This window comes from Hymenobacter terrenus, assembly GCF_000972495.1.
Classification (GTDB): Bacteria; Bacteroidota; Bacteroidia; order Cytophagales; family Hymenobacteraceae; genus Hymenobacter; species Hymenobacter terrenus.
The window spans coordinates 1-26,314 of the sequence record NZ_LATM01000035.1; the positions used below are offsets into that span (position 1 = coordinate 1).

The following is a 26,314-nucleotide window of genomic DNA, read 5'->3' on the forward strand; positions in this document are numbered from 1 at the left end:
GACCATTGTGGCTACCACGTACACTAACCTGAAATTTGCTCTAGGGAAACAGTAATTAATGGTTGTCCAGACCGGCCATCCACGATGCTCCACGCTGCATGATGGACGGCCGGTCTGGACTTTTCCGTATCAGCCAGTTACCGAACGGCTACCTTTGGGGCACAAATATGAAGCTTCCCAACTTTTCCGACCTCGTTATTTTCGAGAACGACGATTACCTCGTCGTCAACAAACCGCCCTTTCTGGCCACGTTGGATGAGCGGGTGGGCGGCGCACCCAACATGCTGCGCATAGCTCGTCAGCACCACGACGACATCCAGGCTGCTCACCGTCTCGACCGTGAAACCAGCGGCGCGCTGGCTTTCGCAAAGAACCCTGCCGCCTACCGCCATCTCGCGATGCAATTTGAGAACCGCGAGGTGAAGAAGCAGTACCACGCTGCCGTGTGGGGTACCCCGCATTTCGACCACCAGCTGGTAGAACGTAGCATCGAAACTACCAGCCGTGGCAAGGCCCGCTTAGCTTACAAAGGCAAGCCCGCCGAAACCTATTTCACCACCCTCGAAAACTTCACCCGTCACTCCTTGATATTATGCGAGCCCATCACCGGCCGTATGCACCAGATTCGCCTGCATCTTATGTATTTGCAAGCCCCTATTATTGGTGACAAGGACTACGGCGGCGAAGATTTTTATCTCTCTTCGCTCAAGAAGAAGTTCAACATGAAGGAAGGCGAGGAAGAGCAGCCGTTCATCAAGCGCTTTGCTCTGCACGCCTTGCATCTGCGATTTTTGGGCTTGAATGGCGAGGAGATTTCTGTAGAAGCGCCCTATCCGAAGGACTTCCGGGTATTGATTGAGGCACTGCGGCAGAACCAGTAGTTTTATTTCTTCTGGCGGCTGGGTAATCGGCTTTGCAGGAAATTATTACTGCCCTCCGTTTGGCTATTTCTCCATAAATCAGTACCTTTGTGTCCGTTTTTCCCGAAGCGTATCCGACTTCGAACTCTTATTCAATAGTTTAGCATACCTTTTTTTCGACTCATGGACCACCTGAGCTTCAAGACGACCCACGTCAATAAGGCCAACGCCCAGAAGAGCTGGGTTATCGTAGACGCCAGCGTGGCCCCGTTGGGCCGCGTTGCCAGCCAAATCGCTAACATTCTGCGTGGCAAGCACAAGCCTTCGTTTACCCCCAACTCGGACTGCGGCGACAACGTCATCGTTCTCAATGCCGACAAGCTGCGCGTAACGGGCAAGAAAATGACCGAGAAGGTCTACATCACGCACTCGGGCTACCCCGGCGGCCAGAAGCGTCGCACGGTGCGCGAGCAGATGAACCGCGATTCGCGCCGCGTAATCGAGCACGCCGTAAAAGGCATGCTGCAAGACAACAAGCTGGGTTCGGCGCAGTACCGCAACCTGTACGTGTACGCCGGCACCGAGCACCCCCACGAGGCGCAGCAGCCCGTGGCCATCGAACTGAAAAACCTGTAAGCCACAACGGCTTGCTTTCTTTAATTTTTCCACTAAATGGCAATTACCAACACCTCTGGTAGAAGAAAAACCTCGGTGGCCCGCATCTACATGCAGGCCGGGCAAGGGAATATCACTATCAACGACCGGGACATGAAGTCGTATTTCAGCAACGAGTTGCTGGAGAACGTCGTGAACCAACCCCTGGCAATCCTCGAGCAAGTCGGCCAGTACGACATCAAAGTGAACGTGCGCGGCGGCGGCATTTCGGCTCAGGCCGAGGCCATCCGTTTGGCTATCACCAAGGCGCTCGTGAGCGACAACGAGGAAACCCGTCCGGCTTTGAAGAAGGAAGGTTTCCTCACCCGCGACCCGCGCATGGTGGAACGCAAAAAATTCGGCAAGCGCAAGGCCCGCCGCTCGTTCCAGTTCTCGAAACGCTAAACCAGGAGGAAACACATCATGGCCCAGACAACCTATAAGGACCTGCTCGACGCAGGTGCCCACTTTGGTCACCTCACCCGCAAGTGGGACCCCAAAATGGCGCCGTACATCTTCATGGAGAAGAACGGCATTCACATCATTGACCTCAACAAAACGCTGGTTTCGTTGGATTATGCGGCCACTGCCATTCGCAACATCGCGAAGAGCGGCCGCAAAATCATGTTCGTCGCCACGAAAAAGCAGGCGCAGGAAATCGTGACGACGGAAGCCGAACGGTTGAAAATGCCTTTCGTGACCGACCGGTGGTTGGGCGGCATGCTCACCAACTTCGCCACGGTTCGCAAGAGCCTGAAGAAGATGGCCACCATCGACAAGATGGTGAAAGAGAACACGGCCTACGCCGCTCTCGCTAAGCGCGAGAAGCTGATGATGTCGCGTGAGCGCGCCAAGCTGGACCGTGTATTGGGTGGTATCGCCGACCTCGGCCGTCTGCCCGCTGCCCTGTTCGTAGTAGACGTGAAGCGCGAGCACATTGCCGTGAAAGAAGCTCAGAAATTGGGCATTCCGGTGTTTGCTATCTGCGACACGAACTCGAACCCCGAATTGGTACAGTTCCCGATTCCTGCCAACGACGACGCCTCAAAGTCGATTCAGCTCATCGTGGGCGTGATTGGCAAGGCCATCGAAGACGGCTTATCGGAGCGCAAAGTTGATAAAGAAGACGCCGAGCGCAAGGAAGCCGACGAGGCTGCCATCGCGGAGAAAACGGCTGCTGACGAAGAATAGTCCCTTCTTAGCTCTTTGAAAAAAGGGAACCTTCGAGTAGCTAGGCTCCGGAGGTTCCCTTTTTTATTTGTAGCGCGGACTTTTAGTCCACGACCCTTCCTAAAAAACAACCATTCACTTAATTCGCGGACTAAAAGTCCGCGCTACTTCCAATGGCCGCTATTACCGCCGCAGACGTAAACAAGCTCCGCACCATGACCGGTGCCGGCATGATGGATTGTAAAAAAGCCCTGACTGAAGCCGATGGCGACTTCGAAGCTGCGCGCGACATCTTGCGCAAGGCTGGTCAGAAAATCGCTGACAAGCGTGCCGAAAACGAAACGTCGGAAGGCTTTGTGGCCGTGGCCGTGAGCGAAGATGGTACCAACGGCAAACTGGTGGCCCTGGCCTGCGAGACTGAGTCGGTGGCTAAAGTGGCTAACTTCCGTGAGCTGGTGCAGCGCATCTTGGATGCTGCTGTGCGCACCAACGCCGCTACCAAAGAAGACCTGTTGTCCGTGAAAGAAGATGACGGTCTGACCATTCAGGAGCACATCACCGACCTGACCGGCAAAATTGGCGAGAAGCTGGACTTGACCTACGTGACCCTGAATGCTGAGAAAGTAGCTTCGTACATCCACTCCGATAGCAAGAAAGGCGTACTCGTGGGCCTGAAGAACGTAGGCTCGGCTGACGCTGCTGCCGTGGGCCGCGACGTAGCCATGCAAATTGTAGCCATGAAGCCCGTTGCCGTCGACAAAGACGGGGTGGATTCGGCTACGGTGGAGCGCGAAATTGAAATCGGCAAAGAGCAGGCGCGTGCCGAAGGCAAGCCCGAAGCTATGCTGGAGAAAATCGCTCAAGGCAAGCTGAACAAGTTCTACAAAGAGCAGACCCTGCTGAACCAGGAGTTCGTGAAGGATAACTCGGTGACCATCGCCCAACTGCTCGACAGCAAGTCGAAAGGCATGACGGTTACGGACTTCAAGCGTGTGGCTATCGGCGCTTAATTGCGGCTTGTAGCTGAATTGAAAGCCCCGCTGGCGTAATGCTAGCGGGGCTTTTTCTTTAACTCTAATAACCCGCAAATGGAACCGCACAGGAAGAGGGCGTACCGTTACTTGCTTTATCAATTCTTGCTTGATATTCGCACAACCCCTACACCAGACAGCTCCGCTCATTTGACTGACCAACAGTGTCGTAACATGGTCAATTACTCAGGTGCGGTAGCCTATTTACTTCATAATTTCGCTTTAACGGCAGCTGAAGACTTCATTGGATTCGATGAGGCAGAATTTTGGCTTAGAATAGAGCATTTCAGTCAAGCTATTCCGCAATTGAGCGTATTGCATTTCAAGAAGGCTTTTGAATTCGCTTTATCGGAACCACCTCACTGACCTTTTCGCCTTTGCCATACCCCAAACAGGCCCTGGCGTTCTCGCGCACATTTATACGGCTACAGCGAGGCGAGAGAAACGTGTAGACTTTTTTCAGAAAAAGAGAAATTCGTCTACAAAGGTGTAGACAAATTTCTCTTTTTCTGAAAAAAGTCTACACCTGGAGAAAGCTGACTTACCCGAAAAGCAAATTCCTACACCGCTTTATTGGCTACTCTTTTGCCAGGCCCTCACCCGCGCTTTGGCGTTTTGGCGGATGTTCATGTAGAACAGGCCGTAATCGGCGATATGGAAGGAGTGGCGCAGCTCGGGGCGGCCAGGGAGCAGGAAGCGGGGGTAGCCACCGGGCTTGGGTGGGGTTATCCAGAGCAGGCCGTGGTGGATTTGGGCGCTGGTGACGTGTGGGTCGATGCGTTTGAAGTCCTGGTTGACGCCGCCGCGGTTGAGGGTGGCGGGGGCTAGCAGGGTGTCGAGTTGCCAGGTGAGGGGATTGGTAACGGCGAAGGAATGGAAGGGTGGATAATCGTTGGCGGTGGCGACGGAATTATAGGCGATGAAGCAGCCGGTGGCGAGGGAATCGGCGCAGGGGCGAATGGTTTGGTACTCGTCGGGCTTCACTTTGTAGCCAATGAGGTAGGCGGCCACGAGCTGACGGCGTAACTTGGGGTCGTGGTCGAAGAAGTCGTGAAGCAGGCGGGTGGCGTGGGCAGTGCCCTGGCTGTGGCCGGCAATGATGAGGGGGCGGCCCTGATTGTAGTGCGCGAGGTAGTACTGGAAGGCTGCTTTTACGTCGATATAAGCAAGGTCGAGGGCGGCCTGGCCGTTGGTGGTCTGCTCATCGAAGAAGGAATAGAGCGTGGCCTGGCGGTAGCGGGGGGCGTAGATGCGCCCGGCCGCGTTGAAGGCCGTGGCCTGGTGGCGGATAGCGCTACGGTCGGTGTAGCGGTTGAGCCGGGGCCTGCTGACGTCGGCATTCCAAGCCTTGTACCAATAGTAGGTGGTGGGGTGAACGAAGAATACATCGGCGGCGGCGGTGGCTTGCTCGTCGCGCAGGCCGGAGTTTTTGGGCACGGCGTCGGCAGAATCGCGGCGGGTGGGCAGGCCCGCCCAACAACTATCCTGCGCATAGTCGGGACCGGGAGCCGGATGGTAAGCCGTAAAATCGTGGCTCGGCTTGATGAGAGTAAGGCAGGATGTAAGGGGCAGCAGGCTCAATACGGCCCAAACGACAAAGCTCACAAGGCACCCTCGACGCTGGCTTGCTCCCCTGAAAGGAGGGGAAGCCCTACGGCTTTGATTAGAATTACTCATGCTGTAATGCTAGCGCCGCTGCTCAGGCCTCATCTGGGACGGGTGGCCACTGTTTCAGTTCCCGAGGGTGGCCGGCTTCGTCGTATAAGAGGCTCAGAGGTTCAGCGGGTTTTTGGACTACGTCGGCGAGAGTAATGCCCCAGCGCTGCCACATTTCGGCCAGGGTTTGGGCATAAGCGCCATTTTCCCAGGGGTTGAAAATGGCGCTGGTAACGTCGTCGAGCAGCGCGTCGAATACCAGCTGGGTATCGCCGGGGCGCGGGGGGCGGGGGTAAATGTCGGGCACGACGTGGAGCAGATGAGCACCGTAGTACACGCGGGCCTTAAACTCGGCTATTTGCACGGGGTGCAGGGGCCGCTGGGCATCGGCGTACACGCGGCGCATGGCCCGGCCAATCAATCCAATATCGACCAAACAGGCTACTAAGACGGTTTTATCAAGTTTGATACTGAAAACCAGGGTATTTAGGTCGTCATCGTATTCAAAAGGAATAATGTCTTGGGTGGGGTCGGCTTCGAGGACGAAGACGGAGCCGGGCACGAAATCGGCGTATTCAGTGGGCACGCGCAGGCCTTGCAGCAACTGAAAAAACGCCTGGAAGCGCCGCACTAGAGCCGCGTTTTCGGCCAGCGGGTATTTGGGCTTTATCAGCGGCTCGAACTCGTTCAGCAGCTCGGTGATGAAAACGCCGTAGAACATTTTGCCCAGCCACAGAAATAGCGTGTCGTCGCCCAAGGCACGGAGGGCGGCGGGACCTTGCGCGGCAGCTGTCTCAATCAGGCGTTCCAGCTCCTCGACGCGCTGGCGGGCGGCCGGGCTGGCGGGCAGACGCAAATCGCGCAGGAGAACGGTACGCTGGTCGAGCAGCTGAATGGGCCGGTCGGCTAGGCTGTAGCGGGCCTGTAGCCACTCGGCAAAGACCGGAATAGTATCGTCGGGGCCAACGGGCTGGCCACTGAGAAAGCAAATATTAGGGCCGAAACGCATTCCATCGAAGGGGTCGTAGGGAATGAGGTCGGCGGGTGTGAGCTGAGGCATAGAAACGTAATAGCGCGAACTTTGCGGTTCACGCCGTCCTACTGGGGGAGAAATCCTCCCAGCGGGGCGACGCGGAACTACAAAGTTCGCGCTACGGCGGTTAGCAAGCGAGGCTAGCGCGAGAGCGACGAGCCAGCCTTGATGAGCAGCTTACTCAGGTTGCTGAGGGGAACCTGATATTCACCAGCAGCTTCGTCGGCAACTTTGGCGGTTTCGGCGCCAAGCGTCGCCAGGATTTCGGCAATGTCGTGGGCGGGCGTTTTGGCGTCGGCCAACAAGGTATTGAGCTGAGCCAGTTCTTGTTTGATTTTGGCCAGGCCAGGGCGGTCTGACGCAGCCAATACGGCTTCCCAACGGTCGATTTCAATTCGGCCCTGCTCGCCGGCATTGGCGGGAGTGCTGGCGGTGAGGAAGGTTATGGTGTCGTCGAGAAGAGCCGAGTTTTGCTGGTCGCTCACGGCCATGGGCACTTCGGGAGTGGCAGGCGTTTGCGGAGTGTTGCTGGTGGAATCCATGGGAATGCGATGTAAGAGAGTTTCGTGAGGGCTATACTAGCGCTTAAGCCAAAAAGTTAGCCAGCGCGTAAGTGGGTTACCTTTCAGACAACTTTTGATTAAACGATATTCTTCAACTCAACTCGATTTTCTCATGGAAATTTCGCTTAAAGCCCTATTTGTAGCAATCTTGGCACTCACCGCTACCGCTTGCGAACAAACTACCAAAACCACTGAAACCACCGATGGCCAAACCACTGTTGTGACTGACAGCACCACAATTGAGGGGCCGTCCTCAGCGGCTGAAGCCGGCGCCAAAACCGGGGCGGCCATCGACGAGGCCGCCGCCAAAACCAAATCGGGCTTGCAGAAGGCCGGCGCTAAACTAGACGCCGCGGCCGATAAGCTGGATGCGAAACTGAAAACCGCCGGCGACAAGCTCGACGCGAAAATGGATGCTGCCGATGCGAAGATGGATGCTAAGCTCGATGCCGCCGAAAAGAAAATGGACGCCATGGGCAACGCCGCTTCCAAATCGGCAGCGCAAACCAAGGAGAACGTAAAGGAGGCCGCCAAGGAGTAGTTCTCGCGTCTTAATCCTCCAACAAAAAGGCCCGTATGCAAGCGCACATGGGCCTTTTTGCGTTATGCATCAGGCATGAGCCAACTCCAACAGCACTGCGTAGTACGAGCGGCCCAGCGTGCGGGCCCGCAGCCAGGCGTAGAAGCTAAGCACCTGTAAGTCCTCGCGCTCCTGAGCCAGAAAAGCGGGCATGCTGGTTACGCGGCTAATAAAATCGGGACGCCGCTCAGTGGCGGGGTCTTCAATCAACTCACGCACCAGCCCCAAAAACACCAATACCGCATGGTAGGGGCCACCGACCGGCACGGCTTCGGCGGGTTCTGGCGCATCAGCAAGGGTGGCGGGCACAGCCGGAAACTGCTCGCGCAAGGTGCGCTCAATGGCCCGCACACGACTCAGGGCTAGGTCGTGGTTGCCTAGCTCGACTTGGATGAGTGCCTCGCCAATGTTGCGGTTTAGGAGCCACTCCAGGCCCAAGTGCTGCTCCAGCCAGTGGTCGGTGCGGGCAATGCTGAGCAGGGTTTGGTTGGCTTTGGCAAATTTGCCCTCGGCGAAATAGTGAAACGTGAGCTGGAAGCGAATCGTGAGGTCTTCTTCGGGAGCGAGGGGCTTGGAGGGGCGCAGCAAGCTTTCGAGCAAGACAATGCTTTCGGCGTTGCGGTGCAGGAAGGCATAATTGGCCGCCAGCAAAAACGTAAACCGCGTTCCCAGCTCCCGAAACTGCCGGACGGCGCCCGCCGCCAAGGCCTGGCCTTTCTCCAGGTACGCCACCGACTCGGCAAAGCGGCGCGAGCGGTAGAGGGCGTGGGCCAGCATGTAGAGCAGTTTGAGCTGATGGCCGCGCTGGGCTGGTGCGAAGCCGTGGCGGCGCTCCATCAAGCTGTAGCACCGCTCAATGAAGGGCGCGAACGAGGCAAAGTCGCGGCGCACGAGCATGGCGTTCCGGGTAATCGACATGAGCCGGCTCAGCAGCGAGGGCGAGCGGGCAAAGGCCTCCTGCAAATCATATTCGGCCAAAATGACTTGCAAAATAGAATCGACGGGTACGGCGGCCCGGCCGCGCACGCGGGCTTCGCGCAGGCGTAAGCGCAGCAGGCTGTCGGCAATGTTGGCCCGCTCCTCTTCATCGGCAGCTTTTTTGTTGAGCCGGTAACGAGGTAGAATTTCGGCCAGCGGCGTGGCGTGGGGCGAGTCGGCGTATTGAATCTGGAGGTTATACACGGCGTTCAGCTGCTCGTACTGCTCGCTTTCGCGGCCGAGCTTCTCGGCTTTGCGCAACGTGCTCCAGGCCAGACGCGGAATACCGGCTTCGAATAGATAGTGAGCCAAGGTAAGCTGGCCACGCACCGAGGCGGCGGCTGTAGTGTCGAGCTGGCGCTGACGCAGCAGCAGGTAGTCGGTGAGGTGGCGCATGAGGCGTTTGCGGAGCGCGTAGTAGGCCACGGCATTAGGCTCGTCCGGGTAGAGCTTAGCAATGAGTTGCGGGGCCGTTAGCGCCTTCGGCTGCACCAGCAGCGCGTAGAGGCGGGAGTCTTGCCGCCCGGCAGCTTTGCGGCGCTGGCGCTGAATAAATACGCCGAAGTCGCGCCGCTCGTCAGAGCCTAGGGTTAAAAGCGTCGTGCGCAGGTCGTCCATGACAGCAAATTACGGCGTGAAGCCTTCATCAATCACGTGCAAATTCAGCCACTATTGCCTGGCACTGCTCAAGCGAACTGGCGCCTGAGCAACCAGAGACGTACCATCTGCAAAGGCATCTGACGTGGTCACTAAAGCCACTTCACGTAAGCTCAGCGCTATAAAAACTTCGGGTTACCTTTCAAGAGCCTGCTGATTAAAGTTGTCTTTTCATTCATTTCCTCCTTCCATAATCATGAAAACTTCCCTAAAAACGCTGTTCGCAATAGCCTTCTTTGGTGCTTTTACAGCCACTTCCTGCTCTGAGAAAAAGGCTGATGATGCCGCTACTGCCACCGAAAATGCTGCTTCTGACGCCGGCGATGCCATGGGCAATGCCGTAGATAGCGCCAAAGCTGATATCGCCCGCGAGCCCGGCGACACCGCCGTGGTGCAGAACCAGCCGGCGGACAAGGTAGTGGAAGAAGTGCCCGCCAAGTAGAAATAAGTTTCGCTACTTCATAACAGCAAAGGCCTCGCTACTGTAGTAGCGAGGCCTTTGCTGTTAGAATATTAATCATACTGGAGCCGAGAATGACAGCCGGAGTACACTGGCTAATTGAGTAGGTATACCGACCATTACAGTTAAGCTCAATAAAATTTCGGCCTTTTTGCATTTAGCTCAACCTTGGCTGGGATGAGGGCGTAGAAAGCTCAGAAATAGCAACCCTCCCACCCAACATTTTCAGTCCTTTCACTTCTAATCCTTTCAATCATGGATATCAACCAGAATAGCGTCAATGACCAAACCGAGTTGAAGGCTCGGGGCAACTGGAACCAGATCAAGGGCGAAGCCAAGCAGAAGTGGGGTAGCCTCACCGACGACGACCTCAACTACGAAGACGGCAAACAGGACGAGTGGTATGGCCGCTTGCAAGAGAAAACCGGCCACGCCGTTGAAGACATCAAAAACTGGTTCAACCGGACCTTCTAATCCCAATCTTTCCCCGATGAAGTAAGGCGCCTTCCTAATCCACTCGCCGCTACTTTTTCAACCAAAGCCCCTTCTGGAAACAGGAGGGGCTTTTTTGGCTTTGGGCTGCGGAGTTAGTGGCCCAATACGTACCTCCGCATAGCGCAGGCTAGCCTTCCGTTATTATTTTAAGTAGCTGCTGAAGAGCCAGCCACTAAGCTGACGCGGCAAAGACGAGTAACACACCTCAAGTTGCTCTAGCCGCTTGCCTCGTCAGACGTCGCTAAGATAGTATACTGAATTATAGCACTCATAACACAATTTTAGTGCTGCTTATCCCTATTATCGAGCTGTTGGAATAAGGATTTGTGCCGTTGGTCATTTCGCCTTGACCTGATGTTAGGGCGGTAAGGGTTGGAGGTCGACCTTTGGCTCGTCAAAAGCACTTCACATATCTGGATGTGAGGACTTTCCTCTTACACCACGCTTCACACCCCATAAGACATTATAAGGCATGCCTGCTAAGGAGTTGCACCCTCTCAGCAAAGCCTTTATCTGGACGACTCGAAATCTTTTTCTACCCAAACGCTTCTGAACCAAACTTTACATATTTTTCACATGAAAAAACAAGTAATACTTCAAAGCATAGCTGGTTTAATCAGCCTGCACGCTCTGTCAGCGCAAACGTTGCCAGCACCAGTGGCCAAATCACAGGGTAGTAAGGTAGGCAAAGAGTTGCTGCAAGTGCAGCAACAATCCCAAAACCGAGGCACCGCTCCAGCAGCTAAGCTAAGCAATTCTAAGGTCAAGGCGGTCAATAATCTGACTCAGACGAAGGATGGGTTTGTTTATATTGAAGCCGCAGCTGAGCCTGACCAGATACAGCGCTTATCGAAAGACCTTACTGCCCTTGGCTTGCAGGAAGGGATTGTGTTGGAACCGCTCATTTCGGGTTGGTTTCCGGTTGCCAATCTAGTGCAGCTCAATGCGCTGAAGAGCCTGCATTTTGTTCGGGCCGCTTACCGCGCCGGTTCGGGGGCCGGCAAAGTAACTTCGCAGGGAGATAATACCCAGCGCTCAGCGCTGGCTCGCAGCACCTACAAAGTCAATGGTAGTGGCGTGAAAGTGGGAGTTATTTCCGACAGCTACAATTTGCTAAATGGCGCCCCTCAAGGCGTGAGAAACGGCGAACTGCCCGGACCGGGCAATCCGGCGGGCTTCCTGTCCCCGGTTGAGATCTTAAAGGAGCCTACTTTCAACCCCAACTTCCCCCCAAAGGACGAAGGACGCGCAATGGCCGAAATTGTGCACGACGTAGCACCGGGAGCTAAACTAGCTTTTTATCAAGGAATTGAAGGTGGACCGGCAAATTTTGTGAAAGCTATTGAGGCGCTGGTGAAAGCCGGCTGCAAGGTTATCACAGACGATATCTACTTCTTCCGGGACCCGTTCTTCCAAGACAGCCAAATCACACAAGCCATCAACAAGGCTACTGCTCTCAACGGGGTAACGTACACGATACTGGCTGGTAACTTCGGCAGTTTTTCATACGAAAAGCCGTTCAATGGCACTGAGCAAGACGCCGTATTGGGACCAGTACACGACTTCAACCCCGACCCCAACGTAGTCGATACCAGACAAGCCATTCGGGTAGCCCCTGGGGCATCCATCGTTGTTACTTTGCAATGGGACCAGCCCTTCTACTCGGTCACTGGCAATGTCAATAAAGCTGCTACTTCGGACTTAGACATCTTCTTGGTAGATAACGAAGGTAATCGCCTGCTGGGCAGCGATGAATTCAACGTTGGAGGCGACCCCGTTGAAGTGCTCCAATTCCAGAACCCTACTACGACCGTTCAGACTTATAACCTGCTCATTGAAAAGCCCGAACTAGTCGACGAAAACGACCAGCCCGTACCAAATCCGGCCCCTAGCCTGCTGAAGTATATCATCCTCAACGGCCCCGGCGAAGTGGCTATTGACGAGTACGCCACCAATAGCTCAACCGTGTATGGCAAGCAGAACGCCCCCTCAGCCATAACGGTAGGTGCGTCGGCTTTCTACAATAAAACGGCTGCGGGAGTGCCCCTCATTAATAACTTCTCATCGCTGGGTGGTGCCCGTGTACTGTTCGACATCGCTGGCAACCGTATTTCGCCAGTCGTGCGCAACAAGCCTGAAATCGTGGCGCCGGATGGAGTCAACACCTCCTTCTTTAACTCCGATATCCCTGAGGACACCGATGCGTTCCCGAATTTCTTTGGTACGTCGGCCGCCACGCCGCACCTGGCTGGGGTAGTTGCGCTCATGATTAATGCTGTCGCTACTCCCACGGCGCCCCTATCGCCACAAGCCATCCTGGGCGCGCTGCTGTTCTCGGCCCAGGACATGGACAACCCAGCCACGCCTAATAATTTCGACACCGGGTTTGACTTCCGCACGGGCTACGGCTTTGTGCAAGCAGATAAGGCCATAGCGGCCGCAAAACAATTCCAGACAACCCGCACCTCTGCCCTGGCGAGCAAAAATACTAAGCTTAACATCGCGCCTAACCCAGCCGAAACCCAGTTTCAACTCACTTTCACCCGTGATGCGGAAGCGGACACGGAAGTTGAGATTTACAACACCTGGGGCAAACTGCTGCAACGCCAGCCCGTGCACGTGCACGCCGGCGAGAACGTGCTCCAGCTCACGCCCAACCTGCCCGGCGCCGGCAGCTACATCCTCCGTTTGGCCGACCGCCCCGCCGAAAACACGCGCTTGCTCCGACCCTAATCCGCTGCCCAACGCTTAGGACAAGCATTTATATCCCGCCGCACGCTAAGGCCGTGCGGCGGGATTTTGTTTTTTATCCCTGGTTGACAACACTTGCGATTCCCGTAATGCCTCACTTGGCTAGCCATACATGCGGAGGTACTGGCAACTGGCGCGCCGCTCATCGAGCAGTAATGGTGGTATCGACTATGCCTAGATGCATATTGCTGGTCACGCTTGATGCCAACTATGCTGCGCTCCACGAGCAGTAAGTACCTCTCAACATTCTATCAGTGCGTCGCTTTGAAGGCTTTAATACTGACCTTTGAGATAAAGTTTAAAATATTATTTCAGTAAACTTTATTAATACATTATAAATACAACACTTCTTAATAATTAAGTAATACATATTTTATTACTGTTAGTCATCGTTCTTATGTCGTTTGAATAGTTATTCGGGGCGTTGGACACTCTCCATTGTCTGGTCACATGGCTATCAGACAGTTGAATGCAAACTTTGCTTAGTCAAATAATGATTTTTGACAGAACTGAAACAGCATCTGGTTTCGCGCAATGTCATGCTCAATACGTGGGTCAACAGTCCCGCTCTTATCAGGTAAAACTAGCTCCGAGCATACACCTTAAATGCGTTTTCACTTAGTTATTCCATACACCAGCTTTGAACCAAACTTCCCTTTCACATTTTACATGAAAAAGCAATTAATACTGCAAAGTGTCGCCGGCTTACTTAGCCTGCACACCCTGTCGGCACAGTCGCTACCGACGCAATCTACCCCTACCAGACCACACGTTGGCAAGCTCGGTCGGGAACTTCAGCAACTCTGGCAAAAGCAAAAGACCGCTCAGGTGGGCCAAAAGGAGGCGCTGGGTGTGGCCTCACCCAACTCTGAACTGTTGATAGCTGATGGGTACGTCTCGATTGAGGCGTCGGCCGAACCAGGCCAGGCGCAGGAGTCGTTCAGCAAGCTGGTAGCCCTCGGTCTGAAAGACGGAACCGTGCTGGGTCCCGTTGTATCGGGCAGGCTCCCAATTGGCAAACTGGGCCAAGTGAATGCCTTGCCAGAAGTCCGTTTTGTTAACCCAACGTACAAATCATTTACAAAGGCTGGTAAAGTGCTGTCTCAGGGCGATAACGCCCAGCGCTCAGCGCAGGCGCGGAATACGTACAAGGTCAATGGTGCCGGCGTGAAAGTGGGCATTATCTCCGACAGCTATAACGTACTGAAAGGCGCAGCCCAAGGGGTTAAAGATGGGGAATTGCCGGGCGTAGGGAATCCGGAGGGCTTCCTCTCTCCGGTTGAGGTATTCCAAGAGGGACTTGCCGGCGAGTCTGATGAAGGACGTGCCATGGCCGAAATTGTACACGATGTAGCACCAGGTGCCAAACTAGCATTTCACTCGGCTGCTAGCGTGGCAGATTTCGTAAAAGGAATATCATCACTCGTCAATGCTGGCTGCAAAGTCATTGTAGATGATATCGGCCTTAGCAGGGACCCCTTCTTCCAAGATGGCCCTGCAACGCAAGCCGTCAATCAGGCCGTAGCGGGCGGCGTAACCTATGTAGGAGCCGCAGGCAACTATGGTGATCTATCGTACGAGAAGTCCTTCAGCAACAGTAATCAGTTCTTCAAATTCGGCCCGGCTCATGACTTTAATCCCGACCCCAACATAGTGGATACCAAACAATCTATCACGATTGCTCCCGGTACAAGAATTAATATAATACTTCAATGGGACCAGCCATTTTATTCAATTACCGGTAATGCTAGCAAAGCTGCCACTTCAGATCTTGACATTTATCTCCTTGATAAGCAAGGGAAAGTAGTCGCCGAAGAATTTACCCCCAACATCGGCGGTGATCCATACGAGCGACTTTCGTACACGAACACAACCAGTGCTAACCTATCATTAGACTTGGTTATTGAAAAGCCAAATCCCGACCCTGGAGCGCCACTAAATCCAAACCCAAATAATATAAAGTATATCATATTCAATGATCCTAGAACAATCAGGATTGATGAGTATGCGACAAGAAGCTCAACGGTATACGGCAAGGATAACGCGGCGAACTCTATCTCCGTTGGCGCCTCGTCCTTCTTCAATAAAACAACGGCGGGGGTGCCGCTCATCAATATCTTTTCATCACTTGGGGGTACCAACGTACGGTTCGACATCAATGGCAACGCCATTTCGGCGCCTGTACGCAAAAAGCCCGAAATTGTAGGCCCAGACGGCGGCAATAACTCGTTCTTTAGCTCGGACATTACCCAAGACACCGATACGCAACCGAACTTTTCCGGTACTTCGGCCGCCGCGCCGCACGTAGCTGGAGTTGTTGCCCTCATGCTCAACGCCAGTCCGGTACAGACGCCCGCAGCCATTAAAACGGCCATCATCGGCTCAGCTATCGATATGGACAACCCGGCGACGTCGACCTTCGACACTGGCTTCGATTTCCGCACGGGCTATGGCTTCCTGCAAGCCGATAAGGCTGTAGCGGCCGTGACGGGAGGCATCCAAACGACTCGTCTCGCTAATAATTTAAATGTGGCACCTAATCCGGCCGAAACCCAGTTTAAACTCACCTTCACCCGTGATACGGAAGCGGACACGGAAGTTGAGATTTACAATACTTGGGGCAAACTGCTGCAACGCCAGCCCGTGCACGTGCACGCCGGCGAGAACGTGCTCCAGCTCACGCCCAACCTGCCCGGCGCCGGCAGCTACATCCTCCGTTTGGCCGACCACCCCGCCGAAAACACGCGCTTGCTCCGACCCTAATTCGCTGCCCAACGCTTAGGACAAGCATTTATATCCCGCCGCACGCTAAGGCCGTGCGGCGGGATTTTATTTTTTTATCCCTGGTTGACAACACTTGCCGATAAAGCTCCCATTCTTCTTTCAGATAGAAGCGCGGTCATATGCCCGCAAGCACTAGTTTTGCCCCTCGTTTCCAAATAAACCCTTTTTCTAATTTACCTTTTATGTTCTTCTCTGGCATGAAAAATCTACTACTGCCAAGTATCGCCGGCTTACTCAGCCTGCAAACCCTGTCGGCGCAGTCACTACCGACGCCATCTACCCCAACCAAACCATCTACCGGCAAGCTGGGCCGGGAACTCCAGCAACTCTGGCAACAGCAAAAGCAGAAGACGGCTCAGGTGGGCCAAAAGGGGGCGTCGGGTGCGGCCGCCTCTGATTCTCAACTGCTGATAACCGATGGGTACGTCTCGATTCAGGCCTCTGCCGAACCGGGTCAGGCCCAGGAGCTACTCAGTAAGCTGGTAGCCCTCGGCCTAAAAGAGGGAGCCGTGCTGGGCCCCGTCGTATCGGGCGCGCTTCCCATTGAGAAGCTGGATCAGGTGAATGCCTTGCCACAAGTGCGCTTTGTCAAGCCCACGCAAAAGATGCCTACAAAGGCGGGTAAGGTGCTAACTCAGGGGGACAATACCCAGCGGTCGGCACTGGCGCGGAGCACGTACAAGGTCAATGGTGCCGGCGTGAAAGTGGGCATTATCTCCGACAGCTATAACTTCCTGGGAGGTGCGGCTCAAGGCGTGAAAGACGGTGAACTGCCGGGCGTAGGCAACCCCAGCGGGTTGGTCTCTCCAGTTGAAGTTCTCAAAGAGGGCACTGCTGGCGCCAGCGACGAAGGGCGTGCCATGGCCGAAATCATACACGATGTAGCCCCGGGAGCTAAACTAGCGTTTCACGCGGGTTTCAATACGGCACCGGCTGACTTTGTGAAAGCAATCCAGGCCCTGACCAAAATAGGCTGCAAAGTTATTGTTGACGATGTCAGCCTTCTCGAACCCTTCTACCAAGACGGGCCCGTAACGCAAGCCATCAATCAGGCCGTGGCGGGCGGCGTAACGTACGTGGGCGCAGTGGGCAACTATGCTGACTTAGCATACGAGAAGCCTTTCAGCACCAGCAACCAGCCCTTCCGATTTGGACCGGCCCACGACTTTAATCCCGACCCCAATGTCGTCGACACCAAGCAGTCTATTGTAGTAGCTGCCGGCGCAACGGTTTCCATCCTGTTGCAATGGGCCCAGCCGTTCTACTCGGTCACGGGCAATACTAGCAAAGCCGCTACTTCGGACTTGGACATCTACCTCCTGAATCAGCAGGGCCAGGTCGTAGCCTTATCGGATGCCACCAACATTGGTGGAGACCCGGTGGAGTTCATTAGGTACACCAATACTACTACCTCTAACCAGTCTTACGACTTGGTGATTGAGAAGCCTAATGTCACAGATGCGACTGGCAACCCTGCACCCAACCCCGCGCCTACGCTTTTCAAGTACATCATACTCAATGGTCCGGGAGAAGCCGGCATCCTGGAGTATGCGACGAAAAGCGCAACGGTATACGGCAAGGATAACGCGCCGAACTCTATCTCCGCCGGGGCTTCGGCCTTCTACAATAAAACGACTGCGGGGGTGCCGCTCATCAATAACTTCTCAACCCTGGGAGGCGCCAAAGTGCTGTTCGATATTAATGGTAATTCCGTTTCCGCGCCCGTGCGCAAAAAACCGGAAATCGTAGCGCCGGATGGAGTTAATACTTCCTTCTTCAAATCCGATATTCCCGAAGACACTGATACCTCACCGAATTTCTTTGGCACGTCGGCCGCCGCGCCGCACGTAGCTGGGGTTGTCGCCCTCATGCTCAACGCTGCCCCAACAAAGACGCCAGCAGCCATCAAAGCAGCCATCATCGGCTCGGCGCAGGACATGGATGACCCGACGACGACGACCTTCGACACCGGCTTCGATTTTCGCACGGGCTATGGCTTCCTACAAGCCGATAAGGCCGTGGCAGCCGTGCGGCCCGCCCAACGTGCTTCTATTGCCAGCAGCAAGTTAAGCGTCGCACCTAATCCGGCCGAAACTCAGGTTCAACTAGCCTTCACCCGTGACGCAGACGCCGACACGGAAGTTGAGATTTACAATACTTGGGGTAAACTGCTACAACGCCAGCCCGTGCACGTGCACGCCGGCGAGAACGTGCTCCAGCTCACGCCCAACCTGCCCGGCGCCGGCAGCTACATCCTCCGTTTGGCTGACCGCCCCACCGAAAACACGCACCTGCTCAAACCTTAATGCTGGTACCGTACCCTTGGTAGGATAAAAAATCCCGCTGCATACTAAGGTATGCAGCGGGATTTTTTTTAGTGAAGGCGAAGCCATCATCTGCTCACTGCCTGGACAATGCGCTGTCTTACTCCGAAACAGCGACTGTTTTGCTACGCCACGTAGTCAGTCACATAATCAACCAGATACTGGTAGCGCTCCGTCAGTTCGCCGTTTTTGGCGATGGCGGCACGTGCGATTACGCCTTCCTTATCGTCGCCCAGCAGGTGGGGCAGCACGTTGTCGAGCAGCTGGCGGCCGAAGTCGCGGCTGGCATTGCGGGGCAGCTCGCAGGGCAGGTTGTCTACAGCCATTACGGTGATATTGCCGGGGCGAGAATAGGGCGGTTCCAGCTCCTCGGTGTGGGGGTTGAAATCGTAGGCGGGCTCAGCGATGGTGCTGGAGCGGCGCGTAACGGGCACCGAACCATCAATATCGCAGGTAACATCCGCAATGGTGTTGATGCGAAAATCGGGCCGGCGCAGGTCGGCAATTTCGAAGAGCTTCGGCGCATCCGGATGCCAGTAGGCGCAGGCAATGAGCAGGTCGGTGACGGGCAGGAACAACCCGAACGTGGACTCATAATCCTGCGGATTGCGGTGGAAATCGGGGGTATCCCACACCCGGCCGTCGCGGCGGCGGTTGTAGTCGGAGCTGCACAGTTGCGTGTACACCGGCTCGTTGAAATCGTGGTATAGGTAGTCGTATACGCTCACGCGGCGGATGCCCATGCGGTTGAGTACTTCGAGAGCCCCTTGCGCTACGCGGCCCGACCCGGTGACGACCATTTTGATGGGAGGCAGCTTTTTAACTTTGAAAAACTCCTCTTGCATGTCGTCCATATCAAGACACTCGTGGGCCGGCTTCAGCGCGAATAAACTGTGCTTACGACCATAGGTAAGCAGGCCATTGTACGCCCCCACAATGCCAGCGTAGCGGCCGAAGGCCACGATACGCTCACCACGGGCATTAGTCAGTAACTCGTAGTCGATGAGAGTGATGTTCTTTTCAAGCACGGCGCGAAGCAGCTTGCGGTTGGCAGGCTGCTTCTTCACGGTATGCGAAAAAATGAGATAGGTTTTGTAGGGAATGAGCTGGTCGACGGGCACTTCCTTCACGCCCATGAGGACATCGCAGGCCGACACATCGGTGCGCACTTCCAGGCCGAGGTCGCGGTACTCCTGGTCGCTGTAGCTACGGATGGGGCTACTTTGCACCACCAGGCGCAGGTTTGGAAAGCTAGCCAGCGCTTCCACGCACTTCTTGGGCGTGAGAGGTACACGCTTATCGGACGGGATTTTGCCTTCGCAAATAAGGCCAATTGTAATAGGCTGCATGAGGTACTGGGGTGGGTGGGAATTGCCCTCAAATCTATCGGTTTTAACGGAGTTACCGGTCCAATTCCTTGGCCTGGGCCCCATTCACTAACTAGCATTTTCACAAAGTGGCCGCGGCCCGCCCATTTGTACGTTTTGCTAAGCAATAGCCGGAGCCGACAGTATGATTAGAGGCTGCAGAACGCCTCGGCACGGCGCCGCGGGTGCCCCCTTTTACAACAGGCATTCATTAGCAAATGAAGCAATATGCTGGACCTTTTGGGGCTTACCTTTGTTAAGGAATTCAGAACCTGAAAATCAATCCGTCAAAACCGCTTCTCATTCAATACTCCTCGCCTTTATGACGCTGAAACCCCAGCCTGCCGACGTTTTTGAAAACCGCCACAACGCGCCTGGCGCGGACGAGCAGGCGGCCATGCTCCGCACTATTGGCGTGGCCAGCATCGAGCAGCTTATCGACGAAACCGTACCGCCCGCCATTCGCCTCAAGCGCCCGCTGGACTTGCCGGTTGCCCTCAGCGAGCGGGCTTTCCTGGCTAAGTTCAAGCAGATTGCCAGCCAGAACCAGGTATTCAAAAGCTACATTGGCCTTGGCTACCACGATACTACTTTGCCCCCCGTTATCCAACGTAATATTCTGGAAAACCCCGGCTGGTACACCGCTTACACTCCCTATCAAGCGGAAATTGCCCAGGGCCGCCTCGAGGCCCTTATCAATTACCAGACGATGGTGATTGACCTCACGGGCCTCGAAATCGCCAATGCCAGCTTGCTCGACGAAGGCACTGCCGCCGCCGAGGCCATGCACATGCTGCACAGCCAGACCAAGAAAAAAGGTGCGCACCAGTATTTTGTTTCTGACCAAGTATTACCCCAAACCATCGACCTGCTCCGCACCCGCGCCACGCCGGTGGGCATTGAGTTGGTAGTGGGTGACCACCGTCAAATTGACTTGAGCGGCGAAGGCTTTTTTGGGGCCATGGTGCAGTACCCTGCCGCCGATGGCGAGGTGTTTGACTATAAAGAATTTATTGCCCAGGCCCGTAAAAACGATGTCTTCGTGGTAATGGGCGCTGATTTGTTGGCCCTTACGCTGCTCACCTCACCGGGCGAGTTGGGCGCCGATGTCTGCGTGGGCAACTCGCAGCGCTTCGGCGTGCCCATGGGCTACGGTGGCCCGCACGCTGGCTTCTTCGCTACGAAAGACCAGTTTAAGCGCGTGATTCCGGGCCGCCTCATCGGCCAGAGCATCGACGCAGCTGGCAATAAGGCCTACCGCATGGCGTTGCAAACCCGCGAGCAGCACATCCGCCGCGAAAAAGCCACGAGCAACATCTGCACCGCGCAGGTCCTGCTGAGCGTGCTGGCTGGCATGTACGCCGTTTATCATGGCCCGCGGCGCATCCAGCAGTTTGCCGTGAACACCCACAGCCTGGCCCAGACCCTGGAAGCGGGCTTGAAAAAGCTGGGGGTCGAGCAAACGAACTCAACCTACTTCGACACCCTGAACCTGCGCCTGGAAAGCGCGGAAATGCAACAGGCCCTACGCAAAGAAGCCGAAGCAGCCCGCCTCAACTTCCGCTACTTCGATGAAGTCCGCGTTGGCATTTCGCTCAACCAGAATACCGAGCTGCACGACGTGGCCGATATCCTGGACGTATTTGCCAAGGTGCTGGGCAAAGAGTCAGACCAGCTGGTGAGCCTGCCCGAGGAGTTGCAGTTGACCTGGCCCCAGAGCTTGGTGCGCACCAGCGAATACCTCACCCACCCCGTCTTCAACACGCACCACGCCGAACATGAATTGCTGCGCTATATGAAGCAGCTCGAAAACAAAGACCTGAGCCTCGCGCACAGCATGATTCCACTGGGCTCGTGCACCATGAAGCTGAACGCCACGGCCGAAATGATTCCCGTGACCTGGCCCGAAATCGGCCAGCTTCACCCCTTCGCACCCCTCGACCAAACCAGAGGCTACCAGCAGATTTTCTCGGATTTGCAGACCTGGCTCTGCGAAATCACGGGCTTTGATGCCGTCAGCCTGCAGCCCAACTCGGGCGCACAGGGCGAGTACGCCGGCCTGCTAGCCATCCGGGGCTACCACGAAGCCCGCGGCGACCATCACCGCACGGTAGCGCTGATTCCGGCTTCGGCCCATGGCACCAACCCTGCATCGGCCGTAATGGCGGGTATGCAAGTGGTAGTGGTGAAAAGCACCGAAGACGGTAACATCGATGTAGCCGACCTCAAAGCCAAAGCCGCTCAGTACGCCGATAAGCTCTCCTGTCTGATGGTGACCTACCCCAGCACGCACGGCGTGTACGAGGAAACCATCATCGACATCTGCGAAACCATTCACAGCCACGGCGGCCGCGTGTACATGGACGGCGCCAATATGAACGCTCAAGTGGGCCTCACCTCGCCCGCCAACATTGGCGCCGATGTTTGCCACCTCAACCTCCACAAAACTTTCTGCATTCCGCACGGCGGCGGCGGCCCCGGTGTGGGCCCCATTGGCGTAGTGGCCGACTTGGCGCCCTACCTGCCGGGCCACGCCGTGGTACCGGTAGAAGGCCGGGTTAATAGCTCGGTTTCAGCCGCGCCGTGGGGCTCCGCCAGCATTCTACCCATCAGCTACGCCTACATTTCGATGATGGGTGGCGACGGCTTGCAGCGCGCCACGGAATTGGCCATTCTCAATGCCAACTACATCAAGGCCCGCCTCGAAGAGCACTACCCTGTGCTGTATTCTGGCAGCCATGGCCGTTGCGCCCACGAAATGATTCTGGATTGCCGCCACTTCAAGAAGGCCGGCATTGAGGTTGAGGACATCGCCAAGCGCCTGATGGACTATGGCTTTCATGCTCCCACCGTGTCATTCCCCGTAGCTGGCACGCTCATGGTAGAACCCACCGAAAGCGAAAGCAAAGACGAGCTTGACCGCTTCTGTGATGCCATGATTTCGATTCGCAAAGAAATTGCGGAAGTGGAAGCCGGCCGTGCCGATGCGAAGGACAACGTGCTGAAGCACGCCCCACACACCGCCGCCACCGTGTTGGTGCACGAATGGACCCGCCCCTACAGCCGCGAGCAAGCTGTGTACCCCATGGAATACGTGCGCGCCGCCAAATTCTGGCCCACCGTCAGCCGTATCGACTCCGCTTACGGCGACCGTAATCTCATCTGCAGCTGCACGCCCATCGAGCAATACGCAGATAAAGAGGAGGAATTGGTACAAGCCGATAAAGGCCCTTCTTACTAGAAAGAAGCTGGCCATTGTGCGTGAAGCAGAGTGATAAGCTTTCTCTCAGCGATTAGCTACAACATCAAAAAGCCCTAACTCTGCATGAGTTGGGGCTTTTTGATATTCTGCCATTTACAGTGAAAACCGCGTAATTCTTAATGCTACTACTCCTGCGCTTCAATTACGCTAGGCTATTTCACTTGGCTCCGCGCTCACCAAAACACCGGCGGTCCATATAACCGGTGACGGTTTTGCCATCTTTGTCGAGCCGCACGCGCACAAAATACGCGTTAATGGTATCGGTTACCTGTATTTCGTTGCCAGCGGTGGTTTGAGACAGTACCACAGAAGTCTTTTTCATGCCGTCGTATACGGGGCAATTTACTATGGTATTATGGCTAACGGGAGTGTTATTGCCGACCGGTTTTTTTAATTCGTCGCGAGTAGCTGTACAAGCAGCCAGCAGGTTAATAGCAGCCAAAACCAATAACGCGGTACTTTTCATGGACGATGGAGAATCAGAGGATATAAATTCGGTAGTAAGGTAGAACAAAATACGATTATATCAATGGCTTTCACACCTAATAGTGAGGAGTTGAACAAGTTTTCGTAGTAATAAATGTGGAACGTCAAGGCCCGGATTTTCGTTAATATTGCAGCCTTTAAGATGGCACCGTTCCTACTGAAAAGCGGCGCCTTAGGCCCTTCTTCTCACCTGAATTTCCTGTTTTATGAATCGCATCACCCATTTGTTGGCTCGTCCCGCTGTTTTGGTAGTCGCAGCGCTTGCGCTATTGCTGGGCCCCAGCGGCTGCTCCACCGCTGCTCGCGTGGGCGTAACCAACGATTTTGACCACGCCGTTAACTTCCGTGCCTATAAAACCTGGGCTTGGTACCCCCAACAGCCTAAGGATGCGGAAGGAGGGCCAGCCAAAGGCTACCAGTCATTCCTGGACAAGCGCATGCGCGCCGCAGTCGCATCGGAGATGACACAAAAAGGCCTGACTGAGGTCACGACCGAGCCCGATATCTACGTCGCCTACAGCGCCCGTGTCGAGGATAAGCAGCAGGTGTCGCCTTATTATAATGGCCTGGGTTATCCCTACGGTTATGGATATGGCTACTACGGCCGCAACTACTCGCCCGTAACTCAATATAAAGCTGGCACCGTAGTGATTGACATCATCGACGCACGCCGCAAAGAGCTGGCGTGGCGTGGCACTGGTCAGGCACAGGTCAACCAGAACACCATTGACGAAGTCGAAACCCACCGCATCGTAAACGGTATCCTCAGCACCTACCCGCCCCAGGATAATAACGCCCGCCGTTAAAAGGTATTGGCTGGCAGCTAAAATCAAAAATCCCCACCAAACCGGCGGGGATTTTTTATGAAGTATCAGAAAAGATAGCGCTCTGTCAGCGCTTGTTGACTTTGCCTTTGTTCCAGTCAGTGTATTTCAAATATTCCCCATTACTTTTAATATATACATCTAACGAGTTAAGTATATCAATAGCATCAATATACCTTTTTTGGGGATAGAAGTTTATATCATAGTCAAATAGAACAGCATAATACTTGGTGCCTACTTTCAAAAATCGATTTCCTGTTTGCAATACAACACGATACTCTGGAATAATGCGTGTCCACGGCTCAAATGACAAAGACAACAAAATCCCTTCTTGATTTTGGTTACTAAGTCTAATATAGGTTGGGGTTCTACCAGCTAATAGTCTCGTAATAGTGGCCGTCGTTTTGGCGGGCAACACGTACTCAATGCTCTTGCCGGGCTGGCGTACTGCTATTTGTCCAAAAGCCAAATGTGTGGCAAAGCAGAAAAGGCACAAGACACCTATAAGTAGTCTATGGTTTACGTTTACCGCCATATACTTCTAATGCGTGTTTGTAAATGTTAAAGCTTCCGCTACTTAGGCTGTATACCGAAGCTATATTATTCCTACTGGCGATACGGCCGATAGGACTAAAGAAGTCTACATTGTACCGACCGATAGTATAGCGTGCAGTTTTAGTGTCAAGAGCTGTCCGTCCATCAGAACTTCCTAATGGATACTGAGTTCTGTAAATCACTGAGTCCGAAATCCCTTGCTTCAAATAATAAATTTCGCCGGGGTGCGTATGAACATTAGCCAAAACTTTATTCCCACGGAGGTATTCACCTGCTTTATAGCCGTCAGTAGCCTCATTAAGAGAGGAATTCACTGACAATTCCTCAAAAAATACACGCCTGTTTTGGCGGTTGAAAACGATATATCCCGTCTTCTCCCGATTTTCCTGAACGGAACGCCAGAACATAGAAGAGAATTGACGCTGGTAGTCATCAAAACAGACAGGGGTACTTCCGGTATATAAGTCCGCTTCAAACCCTGTATCTACCTGTTGATAGCCACGCAGAGGTGAAGCCAAGCCCACGCTGATTACACGCCTTCGATTGAATCGGGACTTTATTCTAGACAGGGTTAATTGGTCAATTAATCTTATGCTGATACTGGGGTCGAATACATCAAATTCGTTGCCTACGCTAAACAAGTATTGCAAAGAGTCCGCATCGTAGTAATCACGCATTCGGGCAAACTGGCGGCTATCAAGCGGACCATTGAACGCCTCAATCAGGCGCGGCTTAGGGCGCAAGTCCTTGTTAATCAATAATGCCATAGGATATACCAAGCAGAATGGCTACGAACTACACCGGGACATTTACGTGGCGCTCGGCGTGGTAGGAACTACGTACCAGAGGGCCACTTTCCACATACTTCAGGCCGCGCTTCAGGCCTTCCTCTTTATAGTGGGCAAACTGGTCGGGCGTGATGAACTCCGCTACATCCAGGTGCCGCTTGGTGGGTTGGAGGTATTGGCCGAGGGTGAGGATATCAAGGCCGTTGGCCACGAGGTCATCCATGGCCTGATACAGTTCATCAGCCTTCTCGCCTAAGCCCAGCATGATACCCGATTTGGTACGGTGGCCGGCCAGCTTTGTGCGACGGATTTGCTCTAGGCTGCGGTCGTAACGGGCCTGTGGGCGCACGAGGCGGTAGAGGCTCCCAACGGTTTCGATATTGTGGGAAATCACTTCCTGCCCACCTGAAATCATTACTTCCAGCGCATCCCAGTTGGCTTTCACATCAGGAATCAGGGTTTCGATGGTGGTGCCGGGGCTGAGCTGCTTGGTGAGCACCACCGTTTCGCGCCACACGCTGGCCCCCCGGTCCTTAAGCTCGTCACGGTTCACGCTGGTGATGACGGCATGCTTCACTTTCATCAGGGCAATGGCTTCGGCCACGCGGCGGGGCTCGTCGAGGTCGTACTCGGTGGGGCGGCCAGTGGCCACGGCGCAGAACGAGCACGAGCGAGTGCAGATGTTGCCCAGAATCATGAACGTAGCCGTGCCGGCGCCCCAGCATTCGCCCATATTGGGGCAGTTGCCGCTCTCACAGATGGTATGCAGCTTGTGCTCATCGACAAGACGACGCACGGCAGCGTATTCTTCGCCCACGGGCAGCTTCACGCGCAGCCAGTCGGGCTTCCGGGGGCGGGCGGGGGAAGCCGTTTCAGGCTGGATAACCGGCAAATCAATCATTTTCTTAATTAGAGGAATGAAGCAAGAGGAACCGAAGAGAGGCGTGAGCCAATGCAGGATTACCTCTTTCCACTCTGTGCGATACACTAACAAATTTATGGAGCAAAAGGCACTCCTTAAGTGAGCAAACCGCTT

At 54.7% G+C, this 26,314-nt stretch carries 23 protein-coding genes; 14 read left to right on the forward strand and 9 right to left on the reverse strand.

The features are described 5' to 3' along the window. The first annotated feature begins 167 nt into the window (after positions 1–167). The 6 genes from WX88_RS23490 to WX88_RS23515 all read left to right on the forward strand — a co-directional run bounded on the left by WX88_RS23490 (position 168) and on the right by WX88_RS23515 (position 4,081). On the forward strand, positions 168–881 hold the full coding sequence (locus tag WX88_RS23490) for an RluA family pseudouridine synthase (RefSeq protein WP_046246875.1): 714 nt from the start codon (positions 168–170) through the stop codon (positions 879–881). A gap of 162 nt (positions 882–1,043) precedes the next feature. Continuing rightward, positions 1,044–1,496, forward strand: coding sequence for a 50S ribosomal protein L13 (gene rplM / locus WX88_RS23495; protein WP_046246876.1), 453 nt, complete (start codon positions 1,044–1,046; stop codon positions 1,494–1,496). A gap of 36 nt (positions 1,497–1,532) precedes the next feature. Next, positions 1,533–1,919: a 30S ribosomal protein S9 gene (gene rpsI / locus WX88_RS23500; protein ID WP_046246877.1), complete on the forward strand. Its 387-nt coding sequence runs from the start codon at positions 1,533–1,535 to the stop codon at positions 1,917–1,919. 18 nt (positions 1,920–1,937) lie between these two features. Next, positions 1,938–2,705 (forward strand): 30S ribosomal protein S2, encoded by a 768-nt coding sequence (gene rpsB / locus WX88_RS23505; RefSeq protein ID WP_046246878.1) that lies wholly within the window; start codon positions 1,938–1,940, stop codon positions 2,703–2,705. A 152-nt stretch (positions 2,706–2,857) separates the two neighbouring features. After that, the gene (gene tsf, locus WX88_RS23510; protein WP_046246879.1) at positions 2,858–3,694 is read left to right on the forward strand and encodes a translation elongation factor Ts; all 837 of its coding nucleotides are present in this window, start codon (positions 2,858–2,860) and stop codon (positions 3,692–3,694) included. 126 nt (positions 3,695–3,820) lie between these two features. Beyond that, positions 3,821–4,081 (forward strand): hypothetical protein, encoded by a 261-nt coding sequence (locus WX88_RS23515; RefSeq protein ID WP_156176386.1) that lies wholly within the window; start codon positions 3,821–3,823, stop codon positions 4,079–4,081. 204 nt (positions 4,082–4,285) lie between these two features. Here WX88_RS23515 and WX88_RS23520 read toward each other — a convergent pair whose 3' ends face one another. The 3 genes from WX88_RS23520 to WX88_RS23530 form a co-directional block, all read right to left on the reverse strand. Continuing rightward, positions 4,286–5,320, reverse strand: coding sequence for a DUF3089 domain-containing protein (locus WX88_RS23520; RefSeq protein WP_046246881.1), 1,035 nt, complete (start codon positions 5,318–5,320; stop codon positions 4,286–4,288). A gap of 94 nt (positions 5,321–5,414) precedes the next feature. After that, positions 5,415–6,431 carry a hypothetical protein gene (locus WX88_RS23525; RefSeq protein WP_052733036.1) on the reverse strand — a complete coding sequence of 339 codons (1,017 nt, stop codon included), beginning with the start codon at positions 6,429–6,431 and terminating at the stop codon, positions 5,415–5,417. A gap of 113 nt (positions 6,432–6,544) precedes the next feature. Then, positions 6,545–6,946, reverse strand: a complete 402-nt coding sequence (locus tag WX88_RS23530; protein WP_046246882.1) for a hypothetical protein — start codon at positions 6,944–6,946, stop codon at positions 6,545–6,547. A gap of 133 nt (positions 6,947–7,079) precedes the next feature. Here WX88_RS23530 and WX88_RS23535 point away from each other — a divergent pair, with 133 nt between their 5' ends. Further along, complete coding sequence (locus tag WX88_RS23535) at positions 7,080–7,508, forward strand: hypothetical protein (RefSeq protein WP_046246883.1); 429 nt, start codon at positions 7,080–7,082, stop codon at positions 7,506–7,508. Positions 7,509–7,577: 69 nt separating this feature from the next. Here WX88_RS23535 and WX88_RS23540 read toward each other — a convergent pair whose 3' ends face one another. Next, the gene (locus tag WX88_RS23540) at positions 7,578–9,143 is read right to left on the reverse strand and encodes a hypothetical protein (protein ID WP_046246884.1); all 1,566 of its coding nucleotides are present in this window, start codon (positions 9,141–9,143) and stop codon (positions 7,578–7,580) included. A gap of 235 nt (positions 9,144–9,378) precedes the next feature. Here WX88_RS23540 and WX88_RS23545 point away from each other — a divergent pair, with 235 nt between their 5' ends. The 5 genes from WX88_RS23545 (at position 9,379) to WX88_RS23565 (ending at position 17,978) form a co-directional block, all read left to right on the forward strand. Then, complete coding sequence (locus WX88_RS23545; protein ID WP_046246885.1) at positions 9,379–9,624, forward strand: hypothetical protein; 246 nt, start codon at positions 9,379–9,381, stop codon at positions 9,622–9,624. Between the two features lie 273 nt (positions 9,625–9,897). Further along, positions 9,898–10,116, forward strand: coding sequence for a CsbD family protein (locus tag WX88_RS23550; protein ID WP_046246886.1), 219 nt, complete (start codon positions 9,898–9,900; stop codon positions 10,114–10,116). Positions 10,117–10,713: 597 nt separating this feature from the next. Then, on the forward strand, positions 10,714–12,870 hold the full coding sequence (locus WX88_RS23555) for a S8 family serine peptidase (protein ID WP_052733037.1): 2,157 nt from the start codon (positions 10,714–10,716) through the stop codon (positions 12,868–12,870). Between the two features lie 687 nt (positions 12,871–13,557). Continuing rightward, a complete protein-coding gene (locus WX88_RS23560) occupies positions 13,558–15,651 on the forward strand; it encodes a S8 family serine peptidase (protein WP_052733038.1) in 2,094 nt (697 codons plus the stop codon). 218 nt (positions 15,652–15,869) lie between these two features. After that, on the forward strand, positions 15,870–17,978 hold the full coding sequence (locus WX88_RS23565; RefSeq protein ID WP_197076915.1) for a S8 family serine peptidase: 2,109 nt from the start codon (positions 15,870–15,872) through the stop codon (positions 17,976–17,978). Between the two features lie 143 nt (positions 17,979–18,121). Here WX88_RS23565 and WX88_RS23570 read toward each other — a convergent pair whose 3' ends face one another. Further along, positions 18,122–19,345, reverse strand: coding sequence for an NAD(P)-dependent oxidoreductase (locus WX88_RS23570; RefSeq protein WP_046246887.1), 1,224 nt, complete (start codon positions 19,343–19,345; stop codon positions 18,122–18,124). Between the two features lie 340 nt (positions 19,346–19,685). Here WX88_RS23570 and gcvP point away from each other — a divergent pair, with 340 nt between their 5' ends. After that, positions 19,686–22,604 carry an aminomethyl-transferring glycine dehydrogenase gene (gcvP, locus tag WX88_RS23575; RefSeq protein WP_046246888.1) on the forward strand — a complete coding sequence of 973 codons (2,919 nt, stop codon included), beginning with the start codon at positions 19,686–19,688 and terminating at the stop codon, positions 22,602–22,604. 178 nt (positions 22,605–22,782) lie between these two features. Here the strand turns inward: gcvP and WX88_RS30470 are convergent, their stop codons facing one another. Continuing rightward, complete coding sequence (locus WX88_RS30470) at positions 22,783–22,947, reverse strand: hypothetical protein (RefSeq protein WP_156176387.1); 165 nt, start codon at positions 22,945–22,947, stop codon at positions 22,783–22,785. A 370-nt stretch (positions 22,948–23,317) separates the two neighbouring features. Between WX88_RS30470 and WX88_RS23585 the strand changes: the two genes are divergently transcribed. Then, positions 23,318–23,917 carry a DUF4136 domain-containing protein gene (locus WX88_RS23585; RefSeq protein WP_046246890.1) on the forward strand — a complete coding sequence of 200 codons (600 nt, stop codon included), beginning with the start codon at positions 23,318–23,320 and terminating at the stop codon, positions 23,915–23,917. 85 nt (positions 23,918–24,002) lie between these two features. On the opposite strand, the gene WX88_RS23590 is transcribed toward WX88_RS23585, so the two are convergent. The 3 genes from WX88_RS23590 to lipA are packed head-to-tail and all read right to left on the reverse strand — an operon-like array spanning position 24,003 to position 26,179. After that, positions 24,003–24,404 (reverse strand): hypothetical protein, encoded by a 402-nt coding sequence (locus WX88_RS23590; RefSeq protein ID WP_156176388.1) that lies wholly within the window; start codon positions 24,402–24,404, stop codon positions 24,003–24,005. Positions 24,405–24,447: 43 nt separating this feature from the next. Beyond that, positions 24,448–25,257 (reverse strand): hypothetical protein, encoded by an 810-nt coding sequence (locus WX88_RS30475; protein WP_156176389.1) that lies wholly within the window; start codon positions 25,255–25,257, stop codon positions 24,448–24,450. 28 nt (positions 25,258–25,285) lie between these two features. Then, positions 25,286–26,179 (reverse strand): lipoyl synthase, encoded by an 894-nt coding sequence (lipA, locus tag WX88_RS23595; protein WP_046246892.1) that lies wholly within the window; start codon positions 26,177–26,179, stop codon positions 25,286–25,288. Positions 26,180–26,314: the final 135 nt, after the last annotated feature.

Excerpts from the sequence above, each read along its gene's own strand:
- WX88_RS30470 (WP_156176387.1), bottom strand. The coding sequence starts at position 22,947 with ATGAAAAAGACTTCTGTGGTACTGTCTCAAACCACCGCTGGCAACGAA.
- WX88_RS30475 (WP_156176389.1), bottom strand. The coding sequence starts at position 25,257 with ATGGCATTATTGATTAACAAGGACTTGCGCCCTAAGCCGCGCCTGATT.
- WX88_RS23525 (WP_052733036.1), bottom strand. The coding sequence starts at position 6,431 with ATGCCTCAGCTCACACCCGCCGACCTCATTCCCTACGACCCCTTCGAT.
- rplM (WP_046246876.1), top strand. The coding sequence starts at position 1,044 with ATGGACCACCTGAGCTTCAAGACGACCCACGTCAATAAGGCCAACGCC.
- rpsI (WP_046246877.1), top strand. The coding sequence starts at position 1,533 with ATGGCAATTACCAACACCTCTGGTAGAAGAAAAACCTCGGTGGCCCGC.
- WX88_RS23570 (WP_046246887.1), bottom strand. The coding sequence starts at position 19,345 with ATGCAGCCTATTACAATTGGCCTTATTTGCGAAGGCAAAATCCCGTCC.
- WX88_RS23535 (WP_046246883.1), top strand. The coding sequence starts at position 7,080 with ATGGAAATTTCGCTTAAAGCCCTATTTGTAGCAATCTTGGCACTCACC.
- rpsB (WP_046246878.1), top strand. The coding sequence starts at position 1,938 with ATGGCCCAGACAACCTATAAGGACCTGCTCGACGCAGGTGCCCACTTT.
- WX88_RS23550 (WP_046246886.1), top strand. The coding sequence starts at position 9,898 with ATGGATATCAACCAGAATAGCGTCAATGACCAAACCGAGTTGAAGGCT.
- WX88_RS23555 (WP_052733037.1), top strand. The coding sequence starts at position 10,714 with ATGAAAAAACAAGTAATACTTCAAAGCATAGCTGGTTTAATCAGCCTG.
- WX88_RS23540 (WP_046246884.1), bottom strand. The coding sequence starts at position 9,143 with ATGGACGACCTGCGCACGACGCTTTTAACCCTAGGCTCTGACGAGCGG.
- WX88_RS23585 (WP_046246890.1), top strand. The coding sequence starts at position 23,318 with ATGAATCGCATCACCCATTTGTTGGCTCGTCCCGCTGTTTTGGTAGTC.
- WX88_RS23565 (WP_197076915.1), top strand. The coding sequence starts at position 15,870 with ATGAAAAATCTACTACTGCCAAGTATCGCCGGCTTACTCAGCCTGCAA.
- WX88_RS23560 (WP_052733038.1), top strand. The coding sequence starts at position 13,558 with ATGAAAAAGCAATTAATACTGCAAAGTGTCGCCGGCTTACTTAGCCTG.
- tsf (WP_046246879.1), top strand. The coding sequence starts at position 2,858 with ATGGCCGCTATTACCGCCGCAGACGTAAACAAGCTCCGCACCATGACC.
- lipA (WP_046246892.1), bottom strand. The coding sequence starts at position 26,179 with ATGATTGATTTGCCGGTTATCCAGCCTGAAACGGCTTCCCCCGCCCGC.
- WX88_RS23545 (WP_046246885.1), top strand. The coding sequence starts at position 9,379 with ATGAAAACTTCCCTAAAAACGCTGTTCGCAATAGCCTTCTTTGGTGCT.
- WX88_RS23530 (WP_046246882.1), bottom strand. The coding sequence starts at position 6,946 with ATGGATTCCACCAGCAACACTCCGCAAACGCCTGCCACTCCCGAAGTG.
- WX88_RS23490 (WP_046246875.1), top strand. The coding sequence starts at position 168 with ATGAAGCTTCCCAACTTTTCCGACCTCGTTATTTTCGAGAACGACGAT.
- gcvP (WP_046246888.1), top strand. The coding sequence starts at position 19,686 with ATGACGCTGAAACCCCAGCCTGCCGACGTTTTTGAAAACCGCCACAAC.